The organism is Pseudomonas sp. DVZ6, assembly GCF_024259445.1.
In the GTDB taxonomy this organism is placed as follows: domain Bacteria; phylum Pseudomonadota; class Gammaproteobacteria; order Pseudomonadales; family Pseudomonadaceae; genus Aquipseudomonas; species Aquipseudomonas peradeniyensis.
In genome coordinates this window covers 99627-126116 of the sequence record NZ_JANCLM010000008.1, presented here as the reverse complement: position 1 = coordinate 126116, position 26490 = coordinate 99627, and the positions used below count along the sequence as shown (strand labels likewise).

Below are 26490 nucleotides of genomic sequence, written 5' to 3'. Positions count from 1 at the left end.
AGTCCCGCGCCAAGCCGTGGCATTCTACGTGCCGGACTTCGAGATGGAAATCCAAAAGGAATCACAGGGAGTGTCAGGTATGCAGGCCAAGATGGCTGAACTCAATGCGCGTCTGGCGTCGGACGATAGCCTCGACGAGCAGATGGACAGCGTCGCCGAACTGGCGGCGGAACTGGGCTTCGATGCCCTGGTGTACGACTACAGCCCGGTGCCGCTGGATCATGTCGGCGAGCTGATCACCCCGAGTGTGGTCCGGCTGCGCCAGACCCCGAAGGACTGGCAGGACCTGTGGTGCTCCGAGGGCTTCTACCAGATCGACCCGGTGCAGCAGGTGGCGGTGTCCTCCATCGCGCCCTTCGTCTGGTCGTACCTGCCCAAGGGCGAGACCGTCCTGCAGCGCCACATCGACCAGCGCCACGCCCCGGTGGTCGGTTACCTGCACGACGCGCAGCTGACCTGCGGCGTGACCGTGCCCATCCACCTGCCACGGGGCGGGTTGGCGACCCTGACCGGCCTGCGCCCCCAGGCCAGCCAACGCGACCTGGACGACGCCCGGGAGCACCTGGGCGATTTCAGCCTGATCGCCCATGCCTTGCAGGAGGCGGCCTATCCCTTGCTGGCCAAGGCCTCCGCCACCCGCGTCATCCGCCTGACCCGCCGCGAGGTCGAATGCCTGCGCTGGGCCGCCGAAGGCCTGACGGCAGGGGAGATTGCCGAGAAGCTCAACCGCTCGCTGGCGACGATTTCCCTGCACCTGACCTCGGCCATGCACAAACTGGGGGCGAAAAACCGCGTCCAGGCGGTCGCCCGGGCGGTGCACTACCGCCTGCTGGACCAATGAAGCAACAAAAAAGGTCGAAAACCTAGAGAACTCTCTAGTTATGCCGCGCCGCGCGTAGGGTTATTGTGTGCTCCATGATTCGCACGGAGCCGGATGACATGGAACTCACCCAATCGCGTGAAGGTTTTGCCCCCTTCGGCAACTACAAGACCTGGTACCGCGTTACCGGTGACCTGGACTGTGGCCGCACCCCGCTGGTCATCCTGCATGGTGGCCCGGGTTGCACCTACGATTATGTTGACGCCTACAAGGATGTCGCCGCCGGTGGCTACCCGGTCATTCACTACGATCAGCTGGGCAACGGCCGCTCGACCCACCTGCCGCAGATGCCGGCATCGTTCTGGACGGTCAAGCTGTTCCTCGAGGAGCTCGACAACCTGCTGGAACACCTGGGCATCAGCGAGCGCTACGCGCTGCTGGGCCAATCCTGGGGCGGCATGCTCGCCAGCGAGCACGCGGTGCGCCAGCCACGGGGCCTGCGCTGCCTGGTGATCGCCAACTCGCCGGCCGACATGCGCACCTGGGTACGCGAGGCCAACCGCCTGCGTGAAGAGCTGCCCAAGGAGGTCCAGGACACCCTGTTGCGCCACGAGGCCGTGGGCGACTACACCGCAGCCGACTATATCGCCGCCACCCGGGTGTTCTACGACCGCCACGTGTGCCGGCTCAAGCCCTGGCCGGAAGAAGTGGCGCGCACCTTCGCCCAGGTGGATGCCGACCCGACCGTGTACCACGCCATGACCGGACCGAACGAGTTCCATATCATCGGCAGCACCAAGGACTGGACCATCGTCGACCGCCTGCCGCAGATCAATGTGCCGAGCCTGTTGATTTCCGGGCGTTATGACGAGGCCACGCCGCTGGTGGTCAAGCCGTACCTGGACCTGATCCCCGGGATCCGCTGGGCGCTGTTCGAGAACTCCAGCCATATGCCCCATGTAGAGGAGCGGGTGGCGTGCATGGGCACGGTGGTGAAGTTCCTCGACGAGAGTCTGTAGCGCGTAGCATTCGACCGTTTTCCCTTCCTCAGGCCTGTCCGGGCGTTGCCCGGCGGGCCTGAGTTTTTTGCGCGGTGTTGTCAGGTAGGGGCCAAGCCATCCACGCGCAAGGCGTCTGCGCTGAAAGACGCTGTTCAGGGGGCATCAGCTGGAGGGCTTGTCGCTAGCGTCCTGTCCTTGCTGGCCGAGATGCTGCCGGGCGGGTGACGGGGCGTCACCCTTGGCAACCTGCTCGGCCGCCTGCTGGCGTTGCAGCGCAAGTTGGTCGCTGCGTTCCCTGAGGCGGTCGGCGCCGCCTTCGGCAAAGGCCGAGGTGGCCGAGATCGTTGCCAGCAGGGCGAGTGCGCACGCTACGGATTTCATCACTGGAGTCTCCATCGATTGACCTGAAGGTCGGCCGCCTGGCGGCCGGGTTGAGGCAAGGATGGCGTGCGCGGATTTTCCCAGGATTAACAATCCGTTCAGTTGGCCAGCAGTTGCTCGTGCACCCAGCCCTGGGCCGTAAGGACCATGGATCGGGTTTCCTCCAGCGGCTTGGCGGCGCTGGCGACCGCCTGGCCAAGCCCGGCGATATCGGCCTGGACCGCCGCGTCGTCGGCCCACCCCGGCAGTTCGGTGATCTGGTAGCTGTAGGTCACCTGGGACTGCTGGCGGCCATCGTGTTCGACAGGGGGGCTGAAGCCCTTGATGGTGGTGACCTGTGCCTTGCCGAAGCACAGGCCGCCGGTGCTGGCGCCGTTCGCCTCGCGCCGGGCATCGGCCTTGTAGTGGCGCCGGCCCTCGTCGGTGAGGTCGTAGGCGTAGTAGATATCGGTCCGCGCCGGCTGCCACAGGCGCTCCGGCACCTCGGTGCGGGCGACTTCCCGTTCGCTGACCACGCCGACCCGGGCCAGGGCGTGCAGGGCCTTGTTGGTGCCTTCCACATCGAAGTCACGGGTGCGCGTGGGGAAGGCGCTGATCACGAAACAGTGCGGGTACTGGGTGTCGAGGTAGGCCTGGGCAGCCTGGCGCAGGTCGGCTTCGCGGGGCTGTTGGCCGTCCGAGCAGCCGACCAGGCTCGCCAGCAGGGCCAGCGGTATGATCTTCCTGTCCATCGTAGGGCTTCCTTGAGTTGCCAATTGCAGGGATGCGCGCCGGCCGGGCCGGCTGGTGCGGGATTAGAACCCGCGGGCCAGAGCCCCTGCAATCGTGGCAAGACGACATATCCTCCAAGCTGTGCGCTGTTTCGCAGCACCCGCGCAGCGCCATGTCCGGCAAAATGCCGCTGCTCATCCATACTCCTCTGATCCGCCCTGGCGCCGTCGGGGCAACCGGCAACGGACAGACCTGCAACGAACACAGAGGAGCCGCCGATGGCCAAGGGCGAAGGCAAGAAACGCAAGGGCGATGCCACGGACAGACTCGGGCGCAAGACCTACGAGGCAGAACTGCGGCGGTTGCACGTCGAGCTGGTCAAACTGCAGCAGTGGGTGGTGGAGAAGGGCCTGAAGGTGTGTATCGTCTTCGAGGGCCGCGACGGCGCCGGCAAGGGCGGCACCATCAAGGCCATCACCGAGCGGGTGAGCCCGCGGGTGTTTCGCGTGGTGGCGCTGCCGGCTCCCACCGAGCGCGAGAAGACCCAGATGTATGCCCAGCGCTACCTGGTCCACCTGCCGGCGGCGGGCGAGGTGGTGATCTTCGATCGCAGTTGGTACAACCGCGCCGGCGTCGAGCGGGTGATGGGCTTCTGCACTGACGAGCAGGCCCACAAGTTCCTCACCGTGGTGCCGATGTTCGAGCGCATGATGGTCGAGTCGGGGATCATCCTCATCAAGTACTGGCTCGAGGTCAGCGCCGAGGAGCAGACCCGCCGCCTGCAGGACCGTATCAGCGATGGGCGCAAGCTGTGGAAGCTGTCGCCGATGGACGTCAAGTCCTACAACCGCTGGGACGACTACACCCGCGCCCGCGACGACATGTTCGCCGCCTCCGACTCTTCCTGGGCACCCTGGTACATGGCGCGCTCGGAGGACAAGCGCAAGGCGCGGCTGAACATCATCAGCCATCTGCTGCAGCAGATCCCCTACAAGGACCTCAGCCACGCGCACAAGGTGTCGTTGCCCAAGCGCGGCAAGATCGGCAAGCACAAGGCGCAGCCGTATCCGTTCAAGGTGGTGGCGGAGCGGTTCTGACGCCTGGATCGACGCAAGCCGTGGCGGCGAGTGCCAGTCTCTGTTCGGTGCACTCGGGCAAGGTGCTCGTTGCGCTCCCCGGACAATCAGCCAGCAAACTGCATTCGCTCGACCAGGTCCCACAACCGCGGGTCGTCATAGTCGTCGACCACCAGCCTTGCCCCGGCTTCCAGCAACCGCTCGGCGGGCTGTGTGGTCGCCAGCCCGACGGTGAAGATGCCGGCATCGACGGCGGCCTTGACGCCTGGCAGCGAGTCCTCGAATGCCAGTGCCTGTCCGGCCTTGGCGTCCAGGCGCTGCAGGCCGGTGAGGTAGGGCAGGGGGTCGGGTTTGGGGCGCGCCAGCTCGTCCGCTATCAGCACATGCTCGAAACGCGTGGCCAGGTCCATGGCGCCGAGCATGTGCTCGGCGTTCAGGCGGGGCGCGTTGGTCACCACGCACATGCCGATGCCATGCCGCGTGGCGTGATCCAGCAGGCGCAACAGGCCGGGCATCGGCGCCAGGGTCGGTGACAGTTCGCGGAACAGCGCTTCCTTGCGTTCGGCCAGGGCCTGGCGGCTGGCGGCATCGGCCTGGGGGAACAGTTCGGCGAACAGCAGGCCGTTGGAGCGACCGCTGACCTGAGTGTTGAACTGCTCCTGGGTCAGCTCGCGGCCGTCATGGTCGAACAGCAGCTGGCGAAAGGCTTGCAGGTGCAAGGTGTCGGTGTCGGTGAGGGTCCCATCGAGGTCGAACAGCAGGGCGGTCAGCATCGGGCATCCTGAGGGTGGAGAAACCATTCAGCATCATAAGGGATCAGGGGTGGGAAATGCACTTGGCTGGGGGCGTTCGAGGTGCTCGGCGGGAGCGCCGCCCGCGCGGCGCATCGCGACGCAAGGCTCACAGGTACTACGCCAACCTGTAGGAGCGGCCTTGAGTCGCGAAAGGGCTGCGAAGCAGCCCCGGGATTTCAGCGTTGTCGCAAAGATCGCCGGGGCCGCTTTGCGGCCCTTTCGCGACACAAGGCCGCTCCTACAGAGATCATGCCGGTTGAAAAATCTCAGCAAGACAGTTGCTCCTACATTTGTTGCAACGTGCCGAACCTGTCAGGCCATGGTTGCCTGCCTTGGTGCATGGCTTGGGAGTGGTGGGCAGCAAAGATGCCAGCCGTTTGTACGTTAGTATGAGCGGCCAGGCATTCCCAGCACGGAGCACATAACGCCATGCCTTTTGTCACTACCAGGAAAGTTCTGTTTGGCGACTGCGATCCTGCGGGGATCGTCTATACGCCGCGCATCTCCTATTTCGTCATCGAGGCGATTCATGAGTTTCTCTCCCACCGCCTTGGCGGCGAAGGTCTGCGCACCTTGTTCGCCATGGGCGTGATGCCGCCGGCGCGGGCCCTGTCCATCGAATTCCTGGCGCCCATGACCTGGGGCGACCTGATCAGCGTGCAGGTCAGCAGTGGTGAGCCTGGTACCACATCATTCAGCTTCGCCGTGGAGGCGCGCGGCGCCGACGGCCAGGTTTGCTTTCGCGCCAGCATGACCCAGGTGTGCGTCTGCCCCGAGAGCATGCAGCCGGTTGCAGTGCCCGAGGCATTGCGCCAGGCGTTGTGCGAGCACATGGACTAGCGGGACACCGCGACGAATAGTTTTCCAATAAAAGAACAAACGTTTCAGCATTAACCGGATATAAAGTCCGAACGTGACCGGTTATTCAGTTGGCGTTTTTCGACCAATTAAGGTGTTGGCCACTGGTTGCTCTTGGGGAAAGCTGTTAGTTTCGCCACCGCTACGAAGCAAACAAGCAGGCCTGCAATGCGCCGCTTGCCGCCAGCCGACGCATCAACGGCTGGCTTGACAGGGAACGATAATAAAAATCCTAGGGAGGGATAACCGGATGAATCTGTACATCCGCCTGTTGCTGGCTGTCCTGCGCGGTTTCTTCAAGCCGCCCATGGCCCTGACCGACACGCTGCACCGCACGCTGCGGGTCTGGCCGAACGATATCGACATCAACAAACACATGAACAATGGTCGTTACATGACCATCGCCGACTTGTTCATGCTGGAACTTTGCCTGCGCGCGAAAATCCTCATTCCGGCCTTCAAGTTGGGCTGGAAGCCGATGCTCGGTGGCAACTTGGTTGTCTACAAGAAGCAACTTTCCATGTTCGAGAAGTATACCGCCGAATTCAGCATCTGCTGCCTCGACGAAAACTGGACCTACTTCCAGTACAGCTTCTTGAACATGGCTGGCGAAGTGGTCGTGACCGGCTACTCCAAAGGCGCCTGGGTCGGTCGCAAGGGCCTGGTCGCCAATGCGGTGATCGCCGAGAAGCTCAAGGTCCAGCCCACCACCGCGCCGATGCCCGAAGCCGTGAAGAAGTGGCTGGAGGCTGAAGCGCACGTCCTCGGCAAGGCCTGAGCCAGGCCGCGCCGCGGCCCTCTAGCCAACCACCTGATACCTGCAACGCCTGTCCATTGCTCCACTGTACCCGGCCTCTGGCCCGGGGCGTGCGCGGCAGGCTTTGCCGTGCCCGGCGTTCGCGCCGCACGTCGATCCATGAATGAGTAGGGAAACACCTCATGTCGAACACCTTGCTGTTGATGCTGGCCTTTTTCGCCGCCTTCCTGCTGGTCGCCGAGCTGTTCAGGCGCTACCGCCTGGTGGGCCTGACCTTCTTCGTCCTGTCGCTGCCGGCGCTGCTGGTGCCCAACGCCAACCTGTTCATGCGCATCAAGACCATCAGTGTGTTGCTGCCCATGTGCTTCCTGGCCTATGCCCGCTACAAGCCAAGGATCGAAGGCTTCATCTACAAGCTCATCTACGTGGTGATCGTGCTGAACATCATCGAAGCCTCGGTGATCGACTGGCAGACCGGAAACATCCTCAACATCGTCGCCGCCGTGGGCCTGATCGTCTGCCTGCCGTACTCGCGCAAGCATTGGGAGATCTCTGGCCGTCACAGTGATTTCGTGGTGCATGTCCCTGCCTACTGGCCCTACCTCTACACCACCTGGAACCTGTGCTTCCTGTACTCGGCACGGATCACCACCTTCGGCTACGCCCTGCCGCTGTTGCTGGCACCGGTGGCCTACGCCTTGCTCCTGCGCCGCTCGGATCTGTACTTCCAGGCCCGTGCCTACACCTTTGGTTTTTACCTGTTCGTGCGCACGCTCGCCGGCGACACACCGTTGATGAACCTGCCGGCCTTCGACCTGACGAACTGGTACAGCCCCGACGCGGCCCTCGCCTGGAGCGTGGCCAACGTGATTTTCACAGGCGCCTGCCTGTACAGCTACGGCGCAAGCCGCAACAAGAACAAAGCGATCGAACAAGGAGTTTGAAGCATGTTGGAAGTCATCCTGCTGGCGTTTTTCATCACCGTCAGTCCCGTGATCATCCTGATGAGCAAGACCCGCGCCGAGCCGTTGAAGCATGTGTACGTGGGCCTTTACTACGTGAAATTCGTGCCGCTGCTGTTGGCGCTGTACGCGATCAACCTCGGCACCAGCTTCCTGGCCTGGAAGTGGGTCCAGTTGAAATGGCTGCTGCCTCGCTACTTCGGCTACCGCCACTACAACCGCGATTCCATCTCGATGGAAAGCACGCCGATCCCGGGCACCGACTACCACATGGGCTACATCCCGAAAAAGCTGCCCGCCGAGCTGGTCTATCGCTGGAGAAAGGACAAGGTCTACCACAACTACATCCAGTCGATCATCAAGGCCAACCGCGACTACTACAAGGTGCCGCTGGGCCAGTTCCCGCAACCGACGGCCATCTCGGACGAGGACCTGCGGGTGTTCCTGATGTCGTCGCAGATCACCCACTACCTGCAGACGGTCGATGGCGTGTCGACCTTCGACATGCGTGACTTCACCCGCGAGATCCGCCTGTCCAGCTCGGTGTTCGACGTGGCCAGCATCGCCATCGCCGAGGATTTTGCCGCCGACAGCATGCGCATCACCCTGCGCGACGGCTTCAGCGTCGGCCCGGGCGAGCCGCACTGGGACCTGGCCAAGGTGTACTTCATGTCCAACACCATGGTGTTCTTCATCCTCGGCGCGCACCTGCACCACCATCTGTTCTTCGCCGAAATGGGCGCGGCGTTCCTGTTCAACCTGGTGCCCAGGGAGTCGAACTTCCACAAGCTGATGGACCCGCATACCGCCTACATCCTGATGCTCAACCACCAGTTCAAGGAGTCGCCGCTGTCGCTGCGCGAAACCACCGGCATCGCCGACAAGTTCCTCTACAGCTGCATCGGCTATTACTCGGCGCAGACCTTCTACAAGGTCGGTTATGAAAACGCCCTGAACATGTACAACAAGCGCGAGACCGAGGACCAGGCGCTGACCCAGAAGTTCGAGATCAGGTTCGCCATCCCGTTCGACCAGTACCTCAATGGCCAGCACGCGCTCAACGCCCAGTACCGCGACTACTACGCGGCGGTGCTGAAGTTCGTCTCGGCCAGCTACGACGACCTGCTGCGCGACGGCTCCGAGCCTTACATCAACAACTGGGTCGCCGAGCTGTGCCGCTACGTCAACCTGCCGTGCCATCCCGGCGACAAGGCCTTCAACATCGAGGTGATCGCCACCTATATCTGGTACGTGTCGTTCGTCCACTCCCTGGAGCACTACCAGTTCCACAAGTACAAGATGAACTACTGCCTGCTGACCCGGGTGCCGTTCTCGGTCGCCAGGCACCTGCCGCAGGACCAGGTGTTCAGCCAGTACGACATCTGGAAGTCCAAGCACATTGTGCACACCTTCGGCAAGAACCACCTCAATGCCGGCGTGTCGGAAAGCTATGCCGACCTGGACTACAAGTTCCGCGACCTGGCGCTGATCGACCGGCAGGAGCAGTTGAAGAAAGAGGTGCTGGGCCTGCTGGACAAACACCAGACCCCGAACGAGGCGATCGCCTTGTCCATTCGCTACTGAAGCAGGGCGGGGAGGGACGGCGACGAAGGGGACTGTTCAGTGTTTTGAAAAAAGAGTACAAATGTACTCCATGGACACTTTATCCCCCAAACGCCGCGCCATCCTCGGGTTCATCCGCGAGCGCATCACCGATCAAGGCCAGCCACCGTCGCTGGCCGACATCGCCGAGCGCTTCGGTTTCGCCTCGCGCAGCGTGGCGCGCAAGCACATCACTGCCCTGAGCCAGGCCGGGTTCATCGACGTCACGCCCAACCAGGCGCGTGGCATCCGCCTGGCCGAGCCCCTGCGCCGGCCCGAGATCCTCGAGATCCCGGTACTTGGCCAGGTCGCCGCCGGTGCGCCGATCGGCCCCGACCTCGATATCCACGAGCAGTTGCTGCTCGACCCCAGCCTGTTCCGGCGCACCCCCGACTACCTGCTCAAGGTGCGCGGCGATTCGATGATCGATGACGGCATCTTCGACGGCGACCTGGTCGGCATCCGCCAGCAGGGCGAGGCCCGTGACGGGCAGATCGTGGTCGCCCGGCTCGACGGCGAGGTGACCATCAAGCGCCTGCAGCGCACCCACGACGGTTATCGCCTGCTGCCGCGCAACCCGGCCTATGCCCCCATCGACGTGAGCCCCGGGCGCGAGTTCTTCATCGAAGGCGTGTTCTGCGGCCTGCTGAGGCGTGACTGATGGGCGCCGTGGTCGAACTCGACCGACTGCTCGACCAGCGCCAGGTATGGCGTGGACGGCAGGCCCAGGCGCGTGCGCAGGGCCTGCAACCCACCGGGCATGCCAGCCTCGACCATCGTCTGCCGGAAGGTGGCTGGCCGGCGGCGGCACTGAGCGAGCTGCTGCTGGCCAGCCCCGGCTGCGGTGAGCTGCAACTGCTCTGGCCGACACTCGCCCGGTTGACCGGGGAGGGGCAGCGGGTGGTGCTGGTGGCGCCGCCGTTCATTCCCTACGCGCCGGCCTGGCAGGCCGCTGGCGTCGACCTGCGCTGGCTGGTGCAGGTTGACGCCGAGGCGGCCGATGCCTTGTGGGCGGCCGAGCAGTGCCTGCGCTCGGGCAGTTGCGCCGCCGTGCTGTGCTGGCCAGGGTACGCCGACGACCGTGCCCTGCGGCGTCTGCAGGTGGCCGCGGAGACCGGCGACGCGCTGGCGTTTGCCTGTCGCCCGCACCAGGCCGCGCTGAACCCATCACCCGCCGCCCTGCGCATCGCCCTCGACCTGCGTCCGGCGCAGTGGCGCGTGCTCAAGTGCCGGGGCGGCCTGGCGCCGGCCACGCCCATCGCCTGCCAGGGACGGGAGTGATGCGCCATGCTCTGGGCCTGCATTTTGTTGCCACAGCTGGCGCTGGACACCGTCCTGCGCGAACGCGACGACCCCGAGGCGCCGCTGGTGCTGCTCGGCGGGCCGCTCCAGCGCCGCGTGCTGCGGGCGGTCAACCCGGCGGCCAGTGAGCTGGGCCTGCGCGCCGGGCAGACGCTGACCGCCGCCCGCGCCCTGGCTGACGGTTTCACCTGCGTCGAGGTCGAGCCGGCGCGCATCGAGCAGTTGCAGCAGTTGCTGGCAGCCTGGGCCTACCGCTTCAGCGCCCAGGTCAGCCTGCACTATCCGCGGGCGTTGCTGCTGGAGGTGGGCTCCAGCCTGCAGCTGTTCGGCCCCTGGCCGCTGTTCGAGGCCCGCCTGCGCGAGGAACTGGCGGCATTGGGGCTGCGCCAGCGCATTGTCGTGGCCAGCAATCCGGTGGCGGCGAGGATGCTCGCCAATGGCCATGACGGCCTGGCGCTGACCTGCCCGCAGGCCACCCGCGCCGCCTTGCTCGAGATGCCCGTCGAGCGTGTCGGCCTGCCCGCCGAAGCGGCCGAGGCCTTCGCCCGCATGGGCCTGCAGCGGCTCGGGCAGGTGCTGGCATTGCCGCGCGATGCCTTGGCCAGGCGTTTCAGTGTCCAGGTGCAGTTGCACCTGGACCAGCTGCTCGGCCTGCGCAACCTGGGGCTGGACTTCTACCAGCCGCCCGATCGTTTCGAGGCGCGGCTGGAGCTGAATTTCGACGTCGAGTCGCATCAGGCGCTGCTGTTCCCCTTGCGCCGCCTTGTCACCGACCTGGCGGCCTTCCTTGCGGGGCGCGACTGCGGCGTGCAGCGTTTCGAGCTGCACCTGGAGCACGCCGAAGGTGCGGACACCGTGCTCAAGGTCGGCCTGCTGGCCGCCGAGCGTGACGCCTCGCTGCTGTTCGAGCTGGCCCGTGGTCGCCTGGAGCCGCTGCGTATCCCGGCGCCGGTACGCAACCTGCGCCTGTTGGCCGCCGACCTGCCGCCATTCGTGCCCCAACGCCAGGCGCTGTTCGACCCGCGGGCTCAGCAGGCCCAGCCCTGGGAGCAGCTGCGCGAACGGCTGCGGGCGCGGCTCGGTGACGAGGCGGTCAGGGGCCTGCGCGCCGAAGCCGACCATCGCCCCGAGTGCGCCTGGCAAGGCGTGGAGCAGGGCGCCCAGGGCCAACGGGTGATGGCCCCTGGTCGTCGTCCCGGTTGGCTGCTGCCCACACCCCAGCTCTTGAGCGAGACCGGCCTGCAACTGCTGGGGCAGGCCGAGCGCATCGAGTCCGGCTGGTGGGACGGTGGCGACGTGCGCCGTGACTACTACCGTATCGAGACCCGCGACGGCCTGCGCGGTTGGGCCTTCCGTGACCTGGCGGCTCCGGGGCCGCTTTGGCTGCAAGGCTGGTTCGCATGAGCAGCCTTGAGTATGCAGAGCTGCACTGCCTGTCGAACTTCAGTTTCCAGCGCGGCGCCTCCAGTGCCGACGAACTGTTCCGCCGTGCCCGCGAGCAGGGCTACCAGGCCCTGGCGATCACCGACGAATGCACGCTGGCGGGGATTGTCCGGGCCTGGCAGGCAGCGAAGCAGCATCAGCTGAAGCTGATCGTCGGCAGCGAGGTGCGGGTGCACCAGGGGCCGAAGCTGGTCCTGCTGGTGGAGGACCTTGTCGGCTACCAGAACCTCTGCGCGCTGATCACCCGCGCCCGTCGGCGTTCGGAGAAGGGCAGCTACCAGTTGCTCGCCGAGGACCTCGAGGCCCACCACCAGGGCCTGCTGGCGCTGTGGGTGGCCGAGCCCGACGATGGCGCCGCGGCCTGGTTGCGGCCGCTGTTCGGCGAGCGCCTGTGGCTGGCGGTGCACCTGCACCGCGGGGCCGACGACACGCAGCGCCTGGCGCAGCTGCGCGCCCTTGGGGCACGACTGGATATCCCGCTGGTGGCCTGCGGCGATGTGCACATGCATGTGCGCGGGCGGCGGGCGCTGCAGGACTGCATGACGGCCATCCGCGAACATTGCGCAGTCGCCGAGGCGGGGCGCTTCCTGTTCGCCAACGGCGAGCGCCACCTGCGCTCGCTCGACCAGCTGCGCGAGCTGTACCCCGCCGACTTGCTCGCGCAGACCACCCAGGTTGCCGGGCGCTGCACCTTCGACCTGTCGCAGCTGAAGTACCAGTACCCGCGGGAGCTGGTGCCCGAAGGGCAGACCCCGGCCAGCTGGTTGCGCGAACTGTGCCGGCGCGGCCTGCCCGAGCGCTGGCCCCACGGGCCGAGCGACAAGGTGCGCACGGTGCTGGAGCGGGAGCTGGCACTGATCGAGGAGCTGGGCTACGAGAGTTACTTCCTGACCGTCCACGACATCGTCGCCTTCGCCCGCCGCCAGCGCATCCTCTGCCAGGGGCGCGGTTCGGCGGCCAACTCGGTGGTGTGTTTCGTCCTCGGCATCACCGAGCTCGACCCCATGGAGCATCGCCTGCTGTTCGAGCGCTTCCTCTCCCGCGAGCGCAACGAGCCGCCGGACATCGACGTGGACTTCGAGCATGACCGCCGTGAAGAGGTGATCCAGTACGTGTTCCGCCGCTATGGCCGACACCGCGCGGCACTCACCGCCGTGGTCAGCAGCTATCACGCCGCTGGTGCGGTACGCGACGTGGCCCGGGTGCTCGGCCTGCCGACCGACCAGGTGGACGCCCTGGCCAAGTGCTGCGGGCGCTGGAGTGATCGCATCCCCGATGCCGGGCGCCTGGCCGAGGCCGGCTTTGATGCGCACAGCCCCTCCCTGCGGCGCATCCTGGTGCTGGCGGGGGAGCTGATCGGCTTTCCCCGGCACCTGTCACAGCATCCAGGCGGCTTTGTCATCTGCGAGCAGCCGCTGGACCGGCTGGTGCCGGTGGAGAACGCGGCGATGGCCGAGCGCACGGTGATCCAGTGGGACAAGGACGACCTGGACATGGTCGGCCTGCTCAAGGTCGATGTGCTGGCGCTGGGAATGCTCAGCGCCCTGCGCCGCTGTTTCGACCTGATCGCCCGGCACCGGGGACGCGAGTACACGCTGGCGACCCTGCCCAAGGAGGACCCGGCCACCTACGCCATGATCGGCCGCGCCGAGACCATGGGCGTGTTCCAGATCGAGTCGCGGGCACAGATGGCCATGCTGCCCCGGCTCAAGCCGGTGAAGTTCTACGACCTGGTGATCGAGGTGGCCATCGTCCGTCCCGGGCCGATCCAGGGCGACATGGTCCACCCGTACCTGCGCCGCCGGCTCGAGCAGGAGCCGGTCACCTATCCTTCGGAAAAGCTCAAGGCGGTCTTCGAGCGCACCCTGGGCGTGCCGCTGTTCCAGGAGCAGGTGATGGAGCTGGCCATGGTCGCCGCCGACTACAGCCCGGGCGAGGCCGACCAGTTGCGCCGCAGCATGGCCGCCTGGAAGCGCCATGGCGGGCTGGAGCCGCACCGCGAGCGGCTGGTCGCGGGCATGCTGCGCAATGGCTACGAACTGGCCTTCGCCGAGCGCATCTTCGAGCAGATCAAGGGTTTCGGCAGCTACGGCTTCCCCGAGTCCCACGCCGCCAGTTTCGCCCTGCTGTGCTATGCCAGCAGCTGGCTCAAGTGCCATGAGCCGGCGATCTTCACCTGCGCGCTGGTCAACAGCTGGCCGATGGGCTTCTACAGCCCCGACCAGCTGCTGCAGGAGGCCCGCCGCCAAGGGATCGACGTGCGCCCGGTGGATGTGTTCCATAGCGACTGGGACTGCACCCTGGAAGCCGTGGGCGAGGGCGCGCTGGCCATCCGCCTGGGGCTGCGCCAGATCCGTGGCTTCGCTGAAGACGATGCCCGCCGCCTGGCGCAGGCGCGGGCACAGCGTTCGTGGCGCGATGTCGAGGACCTGTGCCTGCGTGCCGGGCTCGATGCTCGGGCCCGTGCGCGCCTGGCGGATGCCGGGGCCTTGCGCGGGCTGGCCGGTGACCGCCACCAGGCGCGCTGGCAGGTGGCGGCGGTGCAGGCGCAGTTGCCGCTGTTTGCCGAGGTCGAACCTGTGTTCGAGCAGGCGGTGTCGTTGCCGCTGCCGAGTGTCGCCGAGGACCTGGCCGCCGACTACGACAGCCTGGGCACCACCCTCGGTCCGCATCCGTTGACCCTGCTGCGTTCTCGCTTGCGGGCGCTGGGTTGTCGCAGCTCGACGGAACTGGCGGGGGTCGAGCATGGCGACACGATTGCCGTGGCCGGCATCGTGGTCGGCCGGCAGCGTCCGCAGACCGCCAGTGGCGTGACCTTCGTCACTCTCGAGGATGAGCACGGCATGGTCAACGTGGTGGTCTGGCGCGACCTGGCCGAGCGCCAGCGGCGGGCGCTGGTGGGCTCGAAATTGCTCAAGGTGAGCGGGCGCCTGGAGCAGGAGAGCGGGGTGCGCCACCTGATCGCCCGACGACTGGAGGACATCAGCCCCTTGTTGCAGGGGCTGGATGTACGCAGTCGAGATTTTCACTAACAGGTAATGCTGGACCTCAGCGTAGCTCGACCTGCGCGCACAGTCCCCCTTCGGCACGGTTGCGCAGGGTCAGGCTGCCGCCCATGGCCTGGGTCAGTTGCTGGGCGATCGCCAGCCCCAGCCCGGTACCGCCGGTGCTGCGGTTGCGCGAACCCTCGACCCGGTAGAACGGCTTGAGCACGTCGTCGAGTTCCGCCTCGGGGATGCCCGGGCCATCGTCGAGCACGCGGATCAGGGTCACGCCGTTCTCGCAGCCCACCTCCAGCTGCGCGGCGCCGGAGAACTTGAGGGCATTGTCCACCAGGTTCACCAGCACCCGGCGCAAGGCATGGGGACGGGTTTGCAGGGTCGCCTGGGCGCTGCCGTGGCGGTCCACCCGGGCGCCGCTGTCCTGGTAGTCGAATACCAGGGAGTCGAGGAAGGCGTCGAGGTTGACCCGGCATGGCGCCTCGGTGCCGCTGTCCATGCTGCGGGCATAGGCCACGCCTTCGCGCACCAGGTGCTCCATGGCGTCCAGGTCGTGCGCCAGCTTGTCCTTCTCCTGGCCGTCGTCCATCTGCTCGACCCGCAGCTTCATGCGCGTGATCGGCGTCTGCAGGTCGTGGGAAATGGCGGCGAGCAGCTGCATGCGCTCCTTGAGGTAGGCGCCGATGCGCGCCTGCAGCGCATTGAAGGCCACGGCGGCGTAGCGCACCTCGCGCGGGCCGCTCTCGTCGAGCTGCGGGCCAGGGCTGTTCGGGTCGAGGTTGTCCACCGCCTGGACCAGGCGGGTCAGCGGGCCGATGGCCAGGCGCACGGCCAGCCAGGTGCAGGCCAGCAGCACCGCCAGCTGGATCAGCAGCACCACCGGCAGCCAGGTGGCCACCGGCACGGCGGCGGGGGTGACATCGATGGTCAGCGGCGCGCCGTCGGCCAGGCGCAGGTGAGCCTGGAAGTGCGCGTTGGGGCCGGGGATTTCCTGGAAGGTCAGGGCGTAGCGGTCACCAATGGCCTTGACGATGGACTCGGCGGCCATCGGCGGGTCGGCGCTGGGCATGGCTTCGCCGGGCAGGCCGCCGTCCAGCCGGTAGCGGTAGGTACGCCGCTCCAGGCGTGACAGCCAGGCCGGGCGCTCGGCGGCGGGCAGGCGGTCGAGGATGGCCACCGAGGTCGAGACATCCAGCTCCAGGTTGCTGAGCATCATCGAGCGGCTGCTGACGTACCGTTCGTAGGCCTGCAGGCTGAACGACAGGCCATAGGCCAGCACCAGCCCGGTGAAGAAGATCAGGGCCAGGCGCGAGGCCAGGGTGCGCGGCCATTTCATGCCGGCGACTCCAGCAACTGCACCGGTAGCGAGAACACGTAGCCTTCGCTGCGCACGGTCTTGATACAGGTCGGCTCGCGGGCGTCGTCGCCCAGGCGCTGGCGCAGGCGGCTGACCAGCAGGTCGATGGAGCGGTCGAAGATGTCCGCCTCGCGGCCCTGGGTGAGGTTAAGCAGTTGCTCGCGGCTGAGCACCCGCTGCGGATGGTCGAGGAACACCCGCAGCAGGCGGTACTCGGCCCCCGACAGCGCCACCAGGGTACCTTCGTTGTCGAGCAGGTGGCGGGCGGTGGTGTCCAGCCGCCATGGGCCGAAGGCGATCAGCCGGCTGCTCTCGCTGATGGTCAGGTTCGGCGGCAGCATGCGCGTGCGGCGCAGCACGGCGTTGATCCGCGCCAGCAGCTCGCGGGCGGAGAACGGCTTGGTCAGGTAGTCGTCGGCGCCCATCTCCAGGCCGATGATGCGGTCGGTCTCGTCGTTGCGCGCGGTGAGCATCAGCACCGGCGTGTTGCGGTGCTTGCCGGCGCGCAGTTCGCGGCACAGCAGCAGACCGTCGTCGCCGGGCATCATGATGTCGAGGACGATCAGGTCGACGGCGTTGTTTTCCAGGAAGGCGCGCATCTGCCGGCCATCGGCGACGATGCTGGTGCGCAGGCCGTTCTTCTTCAGGTAGTTGCCGACCAGTTCGCGGATCTCGCGGTCGTCGTCGACGATCAGGATGTGATCGGCGTGTTCCATCGGGGTGTCCTTGTACGTGGGGAATGGGCGCAGTGTACCGAGTGGATCCGGGCTTGCCTGCCCGGGTTTGTATTGCAGTGTATCTGCTGGCGACACAGATACAGGAAGAAGCACGGCGGCCCCTGGCCGGACACATGCGCGATACCTGGCAGGCGTGAAATGGCTCTCGACCGGGGAGTAAAGCCTTCCCAAACCAGAATCCGCATAAGGAGACACGCCATGAACCTCAAGACCCTCGCCAGCGCCGCCCTGTTTGCCGTCCTCGGCCTCGGCGCCCTGACGGCCCAGGCCAGCAGCAGCTCGCTGAACGACGCCAGCGTGATGCAATACCGCTACGGCGACCGGCTGGATGTGAAGAAAGTGCTGTCGGTGAAGGATGAGCCAGGCACCACCTGCGGGCCGGTGAAGACTCGCATGGACTACCTCGACTCCCAGGGCAAGCCGCAGAGTGTCGAGTACCGCTCATACGCCACCAGTGGCTGCCATGACAACTGAGGCGCGCGGCAAGCGCTGCCTGCTCAAGGCCGGCGGCGTGGCCCTGGCCCTGCTCGGGCTGGGCCTGGCCGGCCACCTGCTGGCCAGGGACAGCTACGGCCCCATGCCGTCGCTGGCGGGGGCCGAGCAGTGGCTCAACTCGCCGCCGCTGGATGGCACCGCGCTCAAGGGCAAGGTGGTGCTGGTGGACTTCTGGACCTACGACTGCATCAACTGTCGGCGCAGCCTGCCCCATGTCAATGATTGGGCGCGGCGCTACGGCGAGCAGGGGCTGGTGGTGGTCGGGGTGCATACGCCGGAGTACGACTACGAGCACGACCTGGACAATGTCCGGGCCCAGGTGCAGCAACTGGGCATCGCCTACCCGGTGGCGGTGGACAATGGCTACCGGATCTGGAACGCCTGGGGCAACCAGTTCTGGCCGGCGCATTACTTTGTCGATCGCAAGGGGCAGGTGCGCCATGTGCACTTTGGCGAGGGGGATTATGCGGGGCAGGAGGGGGTGATTCAGGCGTTGTTGAATGAGCCGGGTTGATCTGTTGTCCGTTTCGGCCCTATCGCGGGGCAAGCCCGCTCCCACGCCGTCCGTGCAGTGATAGCGTGGGAGCGGGCTTGCCCCGCGATAGGGCCGGCCCAGGCAACATCATTCCCCGAGCCGCTGCTCCCGTGACGGCGGATAGCCGAAATACGCCGCATAGCACTTGCTGAAGTGCGAGACCGAGACGAACCCGCAGGCCACCGCCACCTCCATCACCGACAGATCCGAATACTGCAGCAGGCGCCGGCTCTTGGTGATGCGCAGTTCCATGTAGTAGCGCCGGGGCGAGGTGCCCAGCTGGGCCTGGAACAGGCGGTCGATCTGCCGCCGGGAACGCCCGGAGTAGGTGGCCAGCTGGTCGAGGCTCAGGGTCTCCTCGAGGTTGTTCTCCATCAGCTCGACGATGGTGCGCAGGTGCAGGCTCATGGACTTCTTCGCCCCCGGTCCGACCTGGCGATACCGCGCCCCCGAGAACGACAGGATCTCCTCGACGCCTTCGGCCAGGGCATCGCCGTACAGCCGCCGCACCAGCCCGAGCATCAGCTCCATGGCGCCGTTGGGGCTGGCGGCGCTCAGGCGGTCGCGGTCGAGGGTGAAGCTGGCCGGGGTGATGCGTGTCTGCGGGCTGATCTCGGCCAGGCTGGCGCGCTGCTCGGGGTGCACGCTGCAACCATAGTCGTCGAGCACCCCGGCGCGGCCGAGGAACCAGGCGCCGTTCCACAGCCCGCCGAGGGTCATGCCGTGGCTGGCGCAATCGCCCAGCAGGCGGTCGAGGTCGGGGTATTTCAAGGGTGTGCGCAGGCCGCCGCAGATCACCAGCAGGTCGAGGTCCTGCAGGCTGCGCGGCGCCAGCGGACTGGCCACCAGTTCCAGGCCCAGGTCGCTGAGCACGCGATCGCCCGCCAGGGACAGCGGGGTGGAGGTGAAGCTGTCGGTGCGCAGCAGGTTGGCGGTGACCAGCACGTCCATCGCCACGGTGAAACTGGCCATGGAGAAATGCTCGAGCAGGACGAAGTCGACGCGGTAGGGGCGCTGGTTGCCGGCATCGCCGGACTTGAGCCGCAGCATGTTGCTGGTGCTGGTCTTCTTGCTGAACTGGCGTGGCGTGGGCACTGCGGACTCCGCTTCCTGGCTGGCGCGCACGAGTGTGCGGCGGGACGCGGGGAAAGACAACAGCGGCGCTCGCTGGCGCTGAAAGCACAGCGCCCCCTCGAGAGGGGGCGCCGGTCATGCAACGCGGGACTTAGAAGTCGCCGCGCAGGGTGAACATGTAGCTGCGCGGGGTGCCGTAGGTGGTGCCGCGGGTCCAGTAGCCCATGGAGTCGAAGTACTTGCGGTCGAACAGGTTCTCGACGTCGACGCCGACGGTCCAGTGCTCGTCGAGCTTGTAGGCGGCGCGGGCGTCGAAGATCGCACGGCCGCTGTTGTACGCCTCGTTGTAGGCATCGACGTAGGAGTTCTGCGCCGAGACGCCACCGCCGACGCTCAGGCGGTTCCATTCACCCGGGAAGGTGTAGTTGGTGTTCACGCGCACCATGTGTTTCGGGGTCTGCGCCGAGATCGGGCCGCCCTCGGACGAACTGGTGGTGTTGTAGGTATAGCCGGCCGCGACCTGCAGGCCCGGCAGCAGTTCGCCGGTGGCCTCGGCTTCGAAGCCCTTGCTGCGGTTGATGCCATCGCCGTTGGTCCAGCAGCGGCCGGCCGGGTCGGTCGGGCACTTGCCGCGGTTGGCCGTATCCTGCAGGGCTACGTCTTCCTGCTCGATGTAGAACACGGCGAAGGACACGTTCAGGCGCTTGTCGAACAGCTCACCCTTGATACCGGTCTCGTAGTTCGAGCCGACGGATGGATCCAGCACGCTGCCGCTGACGGTACGGTAGTTGGACTGCGGCAGGAAGATGTCGGCGTAGCTGGCGTACCACGACCACTGGTCGTTCAGGTCGTAGATCGCACCGACGAAGGGCGTGAACTCTTCATCCTGGCGACTGGTCGTCACCTTTGGGCCGTTCCAGGCTTCGTTCTTGTACCAGCTCAGGCGGCCACCGAGGACGAAACTCAGGTCTTCGGTCGCGTGCAGGCGGGCGCTCAGGTAAGTGCCGTAGCGGGTGTCGATGGTGTCGTCCATGGACTTCCAGCCGTTACGCTGCAGCTCGGGGATATTGCTGTGGTCGGGATCAAACACATTGAGCGGGATAGGGCTCGGTAGCGCGATGGTGTTGTCCTTGTCGTTCATCTTGCGCTTGGACCAGTTGGCGCCGAGGGTCAACTGGTGGGTCAGGCCGAAGGCCTCGAAGGTGCCGTCCAGGTGGCCGTCGACGGCATTGGAGGTCACATCGAACTTGTGATAGCTGACGGTGTTGACCGTCGGACCGCCGGGAGCGTTGTACTCCAGGGTTTCCCGCGCGCCCCACTCGATGGCGCTGCGGTTGTAGCCACCCTCGGAATGGGACAGCGCCAGCTTGGCGGTCCAGTTGTCGTTGAAACGGTGGGTGAGGTCGGCAAACACCTCGTCCATGTCGGTCTGCAGCTTGGTCCAGTCCTGGCCCAGGTAGGTCGAGCGCTTCAGGTGCGGGTTGCTGCCATCGGGGTTGTTGGGGATGCCCAGCACGCTGTAGCCGTCGATGCGCGAGGTCTGGCGGCGCAGGCCCAGGGCGACGGTGGTGGCGTCGTTCAGGTCGGCCTCGACGATCCCGTACAGCAGTGGCCGCTTGGACTTGGTGACGTCGGTGAAGTAGCCGCGGTCCTCATAGGAGGCGACCATGCGCCCGCGCAGGGTGCCCTGGGGGTTGAGGCGGCCACTGGCATCCAGGTCCAGGCGATAGTTGTCCCAGGAACCGGCGCGGGTGATCACGGTGAAGCGCGGGTCGGCGGTCGGGCGCTTGCGCACCAGGTTCACCGCGCCGCCCGGGTTGCCGGCGCCGACCAGCAGGCCGGAAGCACCGCGCAGCACTTCGACGCGGTCGAAGATCGCCATGTCCGGGGTCATCCAGCCGGTGTAGGCGTAGGCCTGCCCGGGCACGCCGTCGACCATGTAGCTTTCGTCGGTGAGGTCGAAGCCACGGGAGCTGAAGTGGTGGTTGCCGTAGCCGCGGTTGGCGCGGGTGATACCGGTGGTCTGGGCCATCACCTGGTCCAGCGAGACCAGGTTCTTGTCGTCCATCAGCTTGCGGGTGACCACGGTCACCGACTGCGGGGTTTCACGCAGCGATTGCGCGGTCTTGCCGATGGTCACCGCACCGGTGGTGTAGGAGTTGCTGCCCTCGGTGGTGGCGCCGAGCACCTGGCCGTTGATGGTGGTGGCGTCCAGGGTCATGGCCGAGCCGGACTCCGCCGCGCCGCTGATGATCAGGGTGTTGTCCTGCACGCTGTAGCGAATCCCGCTGTTCCTGAGCAGCTCCCCAGCTGCCTGGGTTGGCGAGAAGCGGCCCTTGACTGGGCTGCTGCGCAGGCCCTGGACGGTTTCCGGGCTGAACAGCACCTGCAGGTTGCCCTGGCGACCCAGCTCTTGCAGGGCGCTGGCCAGCGACTGGGCCGGGATGTCGAAGTCCTGCTCCTGGGCCTGCACCTGGGCGGCCAGCGGCAGGGACAGGGCGAGGCCGAGGGTTGCCATGGCCGGCGAGGAGCGCAGCATCCGGCGCAGCATCAGCGCTTTGCTCAAAGGGGTCAGGGTGTTGGCTGGTATTGGCATTTTTATGCTCTGGCTCAAGGTACGCAAAGTAAATGAAAATTATTCCGTTGCGAGTAGGACGCATGCGAATGCCAAAACCGGAAAAATAATTATTGCGGTTGGTAGAGGCGTGACCTGCGACTTCCCTGTAGGCAGGGTTGATTCAGCGTGCGGCAATAGGGGAACGAGCGGTGCGGCGGGGAATTTAAGCGGCGCGGGCGGTGACAGGGCCACCGCCCGTGGGGGAGGGGTCAGGCGGGCAGGGCCGGTTCTTGGTTGCGTTCGACCAGGATCTTGCCGCTGTGCATGCGCACCAGCTGGTCGGCCACCGGGAAGTAGCGGTCGTCGTGGGAGATGACGATGATGGTCTTGCCCTGCTGCTTCAGCTCCGGCAGCAGCTCGGTGTAGAACACCCGGCGGAAGGCCGGGTCCTGGTCGGCGGCCCACTCGTCGAACACCAGCACCGGACGCTGGTCGAGCCAGGCGTTGATCAGCGCCAGGCGCTTGCGCTGGCCGGTGGACAGGTCGGTGGTGGTGAAGCTGCCGTCGCGGATCCCGACCTTGTGGGCGATGTCCAGGCGTTCGAGGTACTTGGCGGCCTCCGGCGGCAGCTCGGCGAGGCCCGGCAGCGGTTCGTCGAACAGGTAGTAGTCGGCGAAGATGGTGGTGAACAGCTGGCGGTAGTCGTCCAGGCGCTGCGGTGTGACCGCCTCGCCGTTGAGGCGGACCTCGCCCTGTTGCGGGGTATACAGGCCCAGCAGCAGCTTGATCAGGGTGGTCTTGCCGCAACCGTTCTCGCCGACGATGAAGACGATATCGCCCTGGCGGATGGTCAGGTCCACCGGGCCCAGGTGGAACGGCTGGCTGCCTTCGACCTGAGGGTAGTCATAGCGCAGCTGGCGCAGTTCGATGGAGGCGACCTCTGTCACCTGTGGCGCGCGGTCGCTGACCAGCAGGTGCGGTTCGGGCGAGGAGAAGCGCTGGGACAGTTCGGCGATCCGGCGCAGGGCGATCTGTGCCCGGCTGATGCTCGGCAGGTTGGTGATCAGCTGTTCCAGCGGCCCCTTCATGTACAGCATCACCAGCACGAAACCACCCAGCACGGTCTTGTCGGTGCTCGGCCACAGGGCCTGGAAGGCGATGGCGATGCCGATCACCGCGAAGAACAGCATCGAGCCGAAGGTCTCGGCGCTGACGAAGATGTTCGCCGCGCGGATGTTGGCCTTGCAGATGCGTTCGGTGGCGCCGTGGATCAGCTGGTCGTGCATATGCTGGCGGCGCTGGCGCTGGATGCGCAGCTCCTTGGCGCCGCCGGAAAGGGCCTGGTAGTGCTTCTGCAGCTCGTCCTCGTTGTTGCGCGCGGTAAGGATGTTCTTCATGCCGTGGCGATGGGCGAGGAACTGCGCGCCGGTGCCGACCACCACGGTCAGCACGGTGACCAGCAGGATCTGCCAGGACAGCAGCGCCAGGTAGGACAGGCAGCCGAGGGTGACGGTGAAGGCGATGACCATCGGCGCCACTGACAGGGCGAAGGCGCTGATGGTGCTGACGTCATTGAGCAGCACCGGGATCAGGCGGTGGGCGCGGTAGCGCTCCAGTTGTGCGATCGGCGCCACCAGCACCTTGGCGGCCAGTTCGCGGCGCAGGCGCGCCACCACCTTCTGCCCGACGTAGTTGGTCAGCAGGTTCGAGCCGGTGGAGCAGGCCAGGGTCAGCAGGCACAGGCCACCGAACAGCAGGGCGGTGCGGGTGTCCGGCCCGCCCACGGCGTTCATCGCGCTGTTGATGGTGGCCAGCAGGGCGGTGACGCTCAGGCCGCTGACCACGCCGAGGGCCGCCGAAAGCGCGACCAGCATCCAGAACGGCTTGAGTATCCGCAGGGTTTCCTGGGCGAGGCTGGGGGTCTTGGACGTCATGGAGTCATCTCGTGAGTATTCGTTGGCGCAGGGCGGCGGACCAGGCCCTGATCTTGGTAGACGAGAGGGTTTTGCGCGGATTTAGTGGCGAGGCGGATCCGGCGCCAGGGGCGCCGGAAGTGGGGAGGGCTTAGAGCTCGCGGGCGACACGGAAGCCGATCCAGTCGCCGCGCAGGGTGGAGCTGCGTTCGTTGCGGTTGCCCGAGCGGGAGAAGATCGGCGCCTCGGTGTAGTCGTTGCCGCGGATCACCCGGCGGTCCTCGCATTCGCTGCTGTTGGTCTGCGGGCTGCCATCGGTGGGGGCGGTGGCGTAGCTGTCGACGTAGCAGTCGCGGGTCCACTCGTAGACGTTGCCGTGGCCGTCGTAGACGCCGAAGGCGTTGGGTGGGAAGCTGCCGACGGGCGAGGTGAAGGAGAAGCCGTCCGTGGGGCCGTAGGTGTTGGCGTGCTTGGAGATCTGGTACTTCTGCTCGTCGTTGTCATCGAGGGGGAAGGGGAACGGCCCGGTGCTGCCGCCGCGCACGGCGTATTCGCGCTGGGATTCGCTGAGCACCTTGTAGACCTTGCCGGTCTTCTTCGATAGCCACGAGGCGTAGGCCTCGGCCTCGTGGAAGTTCAGGCACACGGCGGGTTGGCGGTCACCCTGCTGGTAGCGCGGCACGCCCGCGATGCATTCGCGGCCCGGGCGGGTGTCGCCGTTGGGGACCTTGTAACCGCTGGCCTTGAGGTAGGCTTTCCATTCGCCGTTGGTGATCTGGTATTGGCTGACGGCAAAGGCCTTCTTGAAGGTCACCTGGTGCAGCGGGCCTTCGTCGTCCTGGCGGCCTTTCTCGTCATTCGGGGTACCCATCATGAAGCTGCCAGCGGGCAGCACCACCATTTCCGGGCAGGTCTTGGCGCAGTCGCGGAACACCGTGCCGGGTTTGTGCGCGGGCGCCGCGGCCAGGGCCGGCAGGCTGCAGGCGACCAGCAGGGCGGCCAGGGTGAGGCGGTTCAGGGGTGCGGTCATGGGGAAGCCTTGTTCAGGGTTGCTGGGCAGACAGCGGGAGTTCGTGCTGATGAACGAAATGAACGAGGCGATGTTTAAGGGTGGGTTGTAACAAGTGTTTGGCGGGAGAGGTGTGGCGCCTATCAGATCGAGCGCCGCCCGCGCGGCGCATCGCGGCGCAAGGCCGCTCCTACATCTGTTTCGGGCCAGTTATGCCTGAGAGTGAGGCGGCGCCCGCCTTGGTGCATGCCTTGAGGCAGGTGAAGCGGCAGCGGTGCCCACGCTGGAACCGCGTCGGACCAACAAGGCGGACCAGGTAATGGCACAGGATTGACTGGCCCGAAACAGATGTAGGAGCGGCCTTGCGCCGCGATGCGCCGCGCGGGCGGCGCTCGATCTCGAGAGCGCTGCAAGGCTACAGTCAAGCGCTAGCGCCTCAACTCAACCCAACTCAAGCCAGATCGGCGCATGGTCCGAAGGCTTCTCCATCCCCCGCAGCTCATAGTCGACCCCGGCGGCCTTGACCCGTGGCAGCAAGCCCTGGGAGGCCATGATCAGGTCGATGCGCAGGCCGCGCTTGGGCTCGTCCTCGAAGCCGCGGCTGCGGTAGTCGAACCAGCTGAAGCGGTCGGCCACCTCCGGGTGCAGGTGACGGAAGCTGTCGACCAGGCCCCAGCCCTTGAGCCGCTCCATCCACTCGCGCTCCTCGGGCAGGAAGCTGCACTTGCCGGTCTTCAGCCAGCGCTTGGCGTTGTCCGCGCCGATGCCGATGTCGCAGTCCTGGGGCGAGATGTTCAGGTCACCCATCACCACGACGGGCTGGTCATTCTTGAACTGCCCTTCGAGCAGGGCCTGCAGGTCGCTGTAGAAGCGCTGCTTGGCCGGGAACTTGGTGGGGTGGTCGCGGCTCTCCCCCTGGGGGAAGTAACCGTTCATCACGGTGATCGGCGTGCCGTCGGCATCGGCGAAGGTGCCCCAGATGAAACGACGCTGGGCGTTCTCTTCATCGCTGGCAAAGCCTTTGAACAACGACAGCGGCGCCTGGCGCGAGAGCAGGGCGACCCCGTAGTGGCCCTTCTGGCCGTGGTAGTGCACGTGGTAGCCGAGCGCCTCGACGTCGGCCAACGGGAACTGATCGTCGCTGACCTTGGTTTCCTGCAGGCCGATCACGTCCGGCTGGTGTTTGTCGATCAGCGCCGCCAGCTGGTGCGGACGGGCGCGCAGGCCATTGATGTTGAACGAGACGATCTTCATGGAAAGATGATCCTGGTAAAAGCCACGGATGCTAGCCGACATCGCCGGCCACGGCCAGCATGGCGCCGCGCGGCGGGCACTGCTAACGTGCTGGAGGAGGTGAACCCAGCGCCGGAATCTGGCTCCAAGGCACTGTAAGCCCATTCCAGGAGGACTGCCCGCAATGCCCGACGTCATCGCCGCCCCGGCCCGCACCTGTCTGCTCGACGCCGGCTACGCCCGTGAGGCGCGTTCGCTGCTTTACCATGCCTATCGCCACGAGCCGACCTTCGCCTGGCTGTTCGAGGGCCAGCGCCCCGGCTACGAGCGTCGCCTGCGGGTGATGGTGCGCGAATGGGTGCGCCAGCACTTCTATCTGCAGTTGCCGGCGATCGGCCTGCTGCTGGAGGACCGCCTGGTCGGCCTGGCGCTGATCGTGCCGCCGCAGCGGCGCCTGGGCGTGGCCGACAGCTGGGCCTGGCGCCTGCGCATGATCCTCGGCACCGGCCTGCGCTGTACCCGGCGCTACCTGGACTACCAGGCCGCGCTGGCCGGCTGCCTGCCGGGCGACAATGTCCACGTCCTGCCGCTGCTGGGCGTGCACCCGCAGTTCCAGGGCCAGCACTATGGGGAGCAACTGCTGCAGGCCGTGCACGACTGGTGCGCGGAGGACGCCAACACCGAGGGCGTGGTGCTGGATACCGGCAATGCGCACTACCTGGCGTTCTACCAACGCCAGGGTTATGAAGAAATCGGCGAGATCGCGGTGGGACCGATCAGGGAGCGGGTGTTCTTCCACCCCAATCCCCGTTCATCCAGGGTGGCGAACCTGTGACAGGCGTTTGCCGACAGCCCTCTTGACCCCTTTGCTCTG

General features: G+C 66.2%; 24 protein-coding genes. 14 read left to right on the top strand and 10 right to left on the bottom strand.

The genetic code is table 11. The annotated features are described in order from the left end of the window. Positions 1 to 79: 79 nt before the first annotated feature. Together NMG10_RS06970 and NMG10_RS06965 are read left to right on the top strand one after the other, a co-directional pair. Positions 80 to 841 carry a LuxR family transcriptional regulator gene (locus NMG10_RS06970; protein WP_203646892.1) on the top strand — a complete coding sequence of 254 codons (762 nt, stop codon included), beginning with the start codon at positions 80 to 82 and terminating at the stop codon, positions 839 to 841. Positions 842 to 939: 98 nt separating this feature from the next. Continuing rightward, positions 940 to 1839, top strand: a complete 900-nt coding sequence (locus tag NMG10_RS06965; protein ID WP_186733290.1) for a proline iminopeptidase-family hydrolase — start codon at positions 940 to 942, stop codon at positions 1837 to 1839. A 144-nt stretch (positions 1840 to 1983) separates the two neighbouring features. Here NMG10_RS06965 and NMG10_RS06960 read toward each other — a convergent pair whose 3' ends face one another. Together NMG10_RS06960 and NMG10_RS06955 are read right to left on the bottom strand one after the other, a co-directional pair. Beyond that, entirely contained in the window at positions 1984 to 2202 is a 219-nt protein-coding gene (locus NMG10_RS06960) for a hypothetical protein (RefSeq protein ID WP_203646890.1), read from the bottom strand. Positions 2203 to 2300: 98 nt separating this feature from the next. Then, entirely contained in the window at positions 2301 to 2933 is a 633-nt protein-coding gene (locus NMG10_RS06955; protein WP_232855264.1) for a hypothetical protein, read from the bottom strand. Between the two features lie 258 nt (positions 2934 to 3191). Between NMG10_RS06955 and ppk2 the strand changes: the two genes are divergently transcribed. Next, on the top strand, positions 3192 to 4010 hold the full coding sequence (ppk2, locus tag NMG10_RS06950; protein ID WP_254464053.1) for a polyphosphate kinase 2: 819 nt from the start codon (positions 3192 to 3194) through the stop codon (positions 4008 to 4010). Positions 4011 to 4096: 86 nt separating this feature from the next. On the opposite strand, the gene NMG10_RS06945 is transcribed toward ppk2, so the two are convergent. Beyond that, positions 4097 to 4762, bottom strand: coding sequence for an HAD family phosphatase (locus tag NMG10_RS06945; protein ID WP_254464052.1), 666 nt, complete (start codon positions 4760 to 4762; stop codon positions 4097 to 4099). A 450-nt stretch (positions 4763 to 5212) separates the two neighbouring features. Here NMG10_RS06945 and NMG10_RS06940 point away from each other — a divergent pair, with 450 nt between their 5' ends. The 8 genes from NMG10_RS06940 (at position 5213) to NMG10_RS06905 (ending at position 14739) form a co-directional block, all read left to right on the top strand. Then, positions 5213 to 5623, top strand: coding sequence for a thioesterase family protein (locus tag NMG10_RS06940; RefSeq protein ID WP_203646880.1), 411 nt, complete (start codon positions 5213 to 5215; stop codon positions 5621 to 5623). 268 nt (positions 5624 to 5891) lie between these two features. Continuing rightward, positions 5892 to 6419: a thioesterase family protein gene (locus NMG10_RS06935; RefSeq protein ID WP_198743174.1), complete on the top strand. Its 528-nt coding sequence runs from the start codon at positions 5892 to 5894 to the stop codon at positions 6417 to 6419. A gap of 161 nt (positions 6420 to 6580) precedes the next feature. Next, complete coding sequence (locus NMG10_RS06930) at positions 6581 to 7342, top strand: hypothetical protein (protein WP_203646878.1); 762 nt, start codon at positions 6581 to 6583, stop codon at positions 7340 to 7342. A 3-nt stretch (positions 7343 to 7345) separates the two neighbouring features. Further along, positions 7346 to 8944: a hypothetical protein gene (locus tag NMG10_RS06925; protein ID WP_254464051.1), complete on the top strand. Its 1599-nt coding sequence runs from the start codon at positions 7346 to 7348 to the stop codon at positions 8942 to 8944. Between the two features lie 61 nt (positions 8945 to 9005). Then, positions 9006 to 9623, top strand: a complete 618-nt coding sequence (lexA, locus tag NMG10_RS06920) for a transcriptional repressor LexA (protein ID WP_254464050.1) — start codon at positions 9006 to 9008, stop codon at positions 9621 to 9623. Continuing rightward, a complete protein-coding gene (imuA, locus tag NMG10_RS06915; protein ID WP_232855234.1) occupies positions 9623 to 10243 on the top strand; it encodes a translesion DNA synthesis-associated protein ImuA in 621 nt (206 codons plus the stop codon). Before lexA ends, imuA begins: the two co-directional genes overlap by 1 nt. A gap of 6 nt (positions 10244 to 10249) precedes the next feature. Continuing rightward, the gene (locus NMG10_RS06910) at positions 10250 to 11668 is read left to right on the top strand and encodes a DNA polymerase Y family protein (protein ID WP_254464049.1); all 1419 of its coding nucleotides are present in this window, start codon (positions 10250 to 10252) and stop codon (positions 11666 to 11668) included. Beyond that, entirely contained in the window at positions 11665 to 14739 is a 3075-nt protein-coding gene (locus NMG10_RS06905) for an error-prone DNA polymerase (protein WP_254464048.1), read from the top strand. The genes NMG10_RS06910 and NMG10_RS06905 overlap by 4 nt, the downstream gene beginning before the upstream one ends. A gap of 16 nt (positions 14740 to 14755) precedes the next feature. On the opposite strand, the gene NMG10_RS06900 is transcribed toward NMG10_RS06905, so the two are convergent. After that, entirely contained in the window at positions 14756 to 16042 is a 1287-nt protein-coding gene (locus NMG10_RS06900) for a HAMP domain-containing sensor histidine kinase (RefSeq protein WP_254464047.1), read from the bottom strand. Continuing rightward, positions 16039 to 16779 carry a response regulator gene (locus NMG10_RS06895; RefSeq protein WP_050705623.1) on the bottom strand — a complete coding sequence of 247 codons (741 nt, stop codon included), beginning with the start codon at positions 16777 to 16779 and terminating at the stop codon, positions 16039 to 16041. Before NMG10_RS06895 ends, NMG10_RS06900 begins: the two co-directional genes overlap by 4 nt. Before the next feature lie 219 nt (positions 16780 to 16998). Between NMG10_RS06895 and NMG10_RS06890 the strand changes: the two genes are divergently transcribed. Beyond that, positions 16999 to 17274: a DUF2790 domain-containing protein gene (locus tag NMG10_RS06890; RefSeq protein WP_203646871.1), complete on the top strand. Its 276-nt coding sequence runs from the start codon at positions 16999 to 17001 to the stop codon at positions 17272 to 17274. Continuing rightward, positions 17264 to 17809 carry a thioredoxin family protein gene (locus NMG10_RS06885; RefSeq protein WP_254464046.1) on the top strand — a complete coding sequence of 182 codons (546 nt, stop codon included), beginning with the start codon at positions 17264 to 17266 and terminating at the stop codon, positions 17807 to 17809. Before NMG10_RS06890 ends, NMG10_RS06885 begins: the two co-directional genes overlap by 11 nt. A gap of 108 nt (positions 17810 to 17917) precedes the next feature. Here the strand turns inward: NMG10_RS06885 and NMG10_RS06880 are convergent, their stop codons facing one another. The 5 genes from NMG10_RS06880 to xthA form a co-directional block, all read right to left on the bottom strand. Further along, positions 17918 to 18925 (bottom strand): GlxA family transcriptional regulator, encoded by a 1008-nt coding sequence (locus tag NMG10_RS06880; protein ID WP_203646867.1) that lies wholly within the window; start codon positions 18923 to 18925, stop codon positions 17918 to 17920. Between the two features lie 130 nt (positions 18926 to 19055). Then, the gene (locus NMG10_RS06875) at positions 19056 to 21500 is read right to left on the bottom strand and encodes a TonB-dependent receptor (RefSeq protein ID WP_050705626.1); all 2445 of its coding nucleotides are present in this window, start codon (positions 21498 to 21500) and stop codon (positions 19056 to 19058) included. Positions 21501 to 21730: 230 nt separating this feature from the next. Further along, positions 21731 to 23395, bottom strand: a complete 1665-nt coding sequence (locus NMG10_RS06870; protein WP_254464045.1) for a cyclic peptide export ABC transporter — start codon at positions 23393 to 23395, stop codon at positions 21731 to 21733. Positions 23396 to 23525: 130 nt separating this feature from the next. Further along, on the bottom strand, positions 23526 to 24404 hold the full coding sequence (locus NMG10_RS06865) for a formylglycine-generating enzyme family protein (RefSeq protein ID WP_203646865.1): 879 nt from the start codon (positions 24402 to 24404) through the stop codon (positions 23526 to 23528). A 420-nt stretch (positions 24405 to 24824) separates the two neighbouring features. Further along, on the bottom strand, positions 24825 to 25637 hold the full coding sequence (xthA, locus tag NMG10_RS06860) for an exodeoxyribonuclease III (protein ID WP_254464044.1): 813 nt from the start codon (positions 25635 to 25637) through the stop codon (positions 24825 to 24827). A gap of 163 nt (positions 25638 to 25800) precedes the next feature. Here xthA and NMG10_RS06855 point away from each other — a divergent pair, with 163 nt between their 5' ends. Further along, positions 25801 to 26451, top strand: coding sequence for an N-acetyltransferase (locus tag NMG10_RS06855; RefSeq protein WP_203646864.1), 651 nt, complete (start codon positions 25801 to 25803; stop codon positions 26449 to 26451). Positions 26452 to 26490 lie beyond the last annotated feature (39 nt).

Bases quoted from the DNA above. Each gene is read 5' to 3' on its own strand.
- NMG10_RS06940 (WP_203646880.1), top strand. From the start codon at position 5,213: ATGCCTTTTGTCACTACCAGGAAAGTTCTGTTTGGCGACTGCGATCCT.
- NMG10_RS06960 (WP_203646890.1), bottom strand. From the start codon at position 2,202: ATGAAATCCGTAGCGTGCGCACTCGCCCTGCTGGCAACGATCTCGGCC.
- NMG10_RS06955 (WP_232855264.1), bottom strand. From the start codon at position 2,933: ATGGACAGGAAGATCATACCGCTGGCCCTGCTGGCGAGCCTGGTCGGC.
- NMG10_RS06930 (WP_203646878.1), top strand. From the start codon at position 6,581: ATGTCGAACACCTTGCTGTTGATGCTGGCCTTTTTCGCCGCCTTCCTG.
- imuA (WP_232855234.1), top strand. From the start codon at position 9,623: ATGGGCGCCGTGGTCGAACTCGACCGACTGCTCGACCAGCGCCAGGTA.
- NMG10_RS06875 (WP_050705626.1), bottom strand. From the start codon at position 21,500: ATGCCAATACCAGCCAACACCCTGACCCCTTTGAGCAAAGCGCTGATG.
- NMG10_RS06965 (WP_186733290.1), top strand. From the start codon at position 940: ATGGAACTCACCCAATCGCGTGAAGGTTTTGCCCCCTTCGGCAACTAC.
- NMG10_RS06935 (WP_198743174.1), top strand. From the start codon at position 5,892: ATGAATCTGTACATCCGCCTGTTGCTGGCTGTCCTGCGCGGTTTCTTC.
- NMG10_RS06910 (WP_254464049.1), top strand. From the start codon at position 10,250: ATGCTCTGGGCCTGCATTTTGTTGCCACAGCTGGCGCTGGACACCGTC.
- NMG10_RS06925 (WP_254464051.1), top strand. From the start codon at position 7,346: ATGTTGGAAGTCATCCTGCTGGCGTTTTTCATCACCGTCAGTCCCGTG.
- NMG10_RS06895 (WP_050705623.1), bottom strand. From the start codon at position 16,779: ATGGAACACGCCGATCACATCCTGATCGTCGACGACGACCGCGAGATC.
- NMG10_RS06890 (WP_203646871.1), top strand. From the start codon at position 16,999: ATGAACCTCAAGACCCTCGCCAGCGCCGCCCTGTTTGCCGTCCTCGGC.
- lexA (WP_254464050.1), top strand. From the start codon at position 9,006: ATGTACTCCATGGACACTTTATCCCCCAAACGCCGCGCCATCCTCGGG.
- NMG10_RS06885 (WP_254464046.1), top strand. From the start codon at position 17,264: ATGACAACTGAGGCGCGCGGCAAGCGCTGCCTGCTCAAGGCCGGCGGC.
- NMG10_RS06865 (WP_203646865.1), bottom strand. From the start codon at position 24,404: ATGACCGCACCCCTGAACCGCCTCACCCTGGCCGCCCTGCTGGTCGCC.
- NMG10_RS06870 (WP_254464045.1), bottom strand. From the start codon at position 23,395: ATGACGTCCAAGACCCCCAGCCTCGCCCAGGAAACCCTGCGGATACTC.
- NMG10_RS06945 (WP_254464052.1), bottom strand. From the start codon at position 4,762: ATGCTGACCGCCCTGCTGTTCGACCTCGATGGGACCCTCACCGACACC.
- NMG10_RS06905 (WP_254464048.1), top strand. From the start codon at position 11,665: ATGAGCAGCCTTGAGTATGCAGAGCTGCACTGCCTGTCGAACTTCAGT.
- NMG10_RS06855 (WP_203646864.1), top strand. From the start codon at position 25,801: ATGCCCGACGTCATCGCCGCCCCGGCCCGCACCTGTCTGCTCGACGCC.
- NMG10_RS06970 (WP_203646892.1), top strand. From the start codon at position 80: ATGCAGGCCAAGATGGCTGAACTCAATGCGCGTCTGGCGTCGGACGAT.
- ppk2 (WP_254464053.1), top strand. From the start codon at position 3,192: ATGGCCAAGGGCGAAGGCAAGAAACGCAAGGGCGATGCCACGGACAGA.
- xthA (WP_254464044.1), bottom strand. From the start codon at position 25,637: ATGAAGATCGTCTCGTTCAACATCAATGGCCTGCGCGCCCGTCCGCAC.
- NMG10_RS06900 (WP_254464047.1), bottom strand. From the start codon at position 16,042: ATGAAATGGCCGCGCACCCTGGCCTCGCGCCTGGCCCTGATCTTCTTC.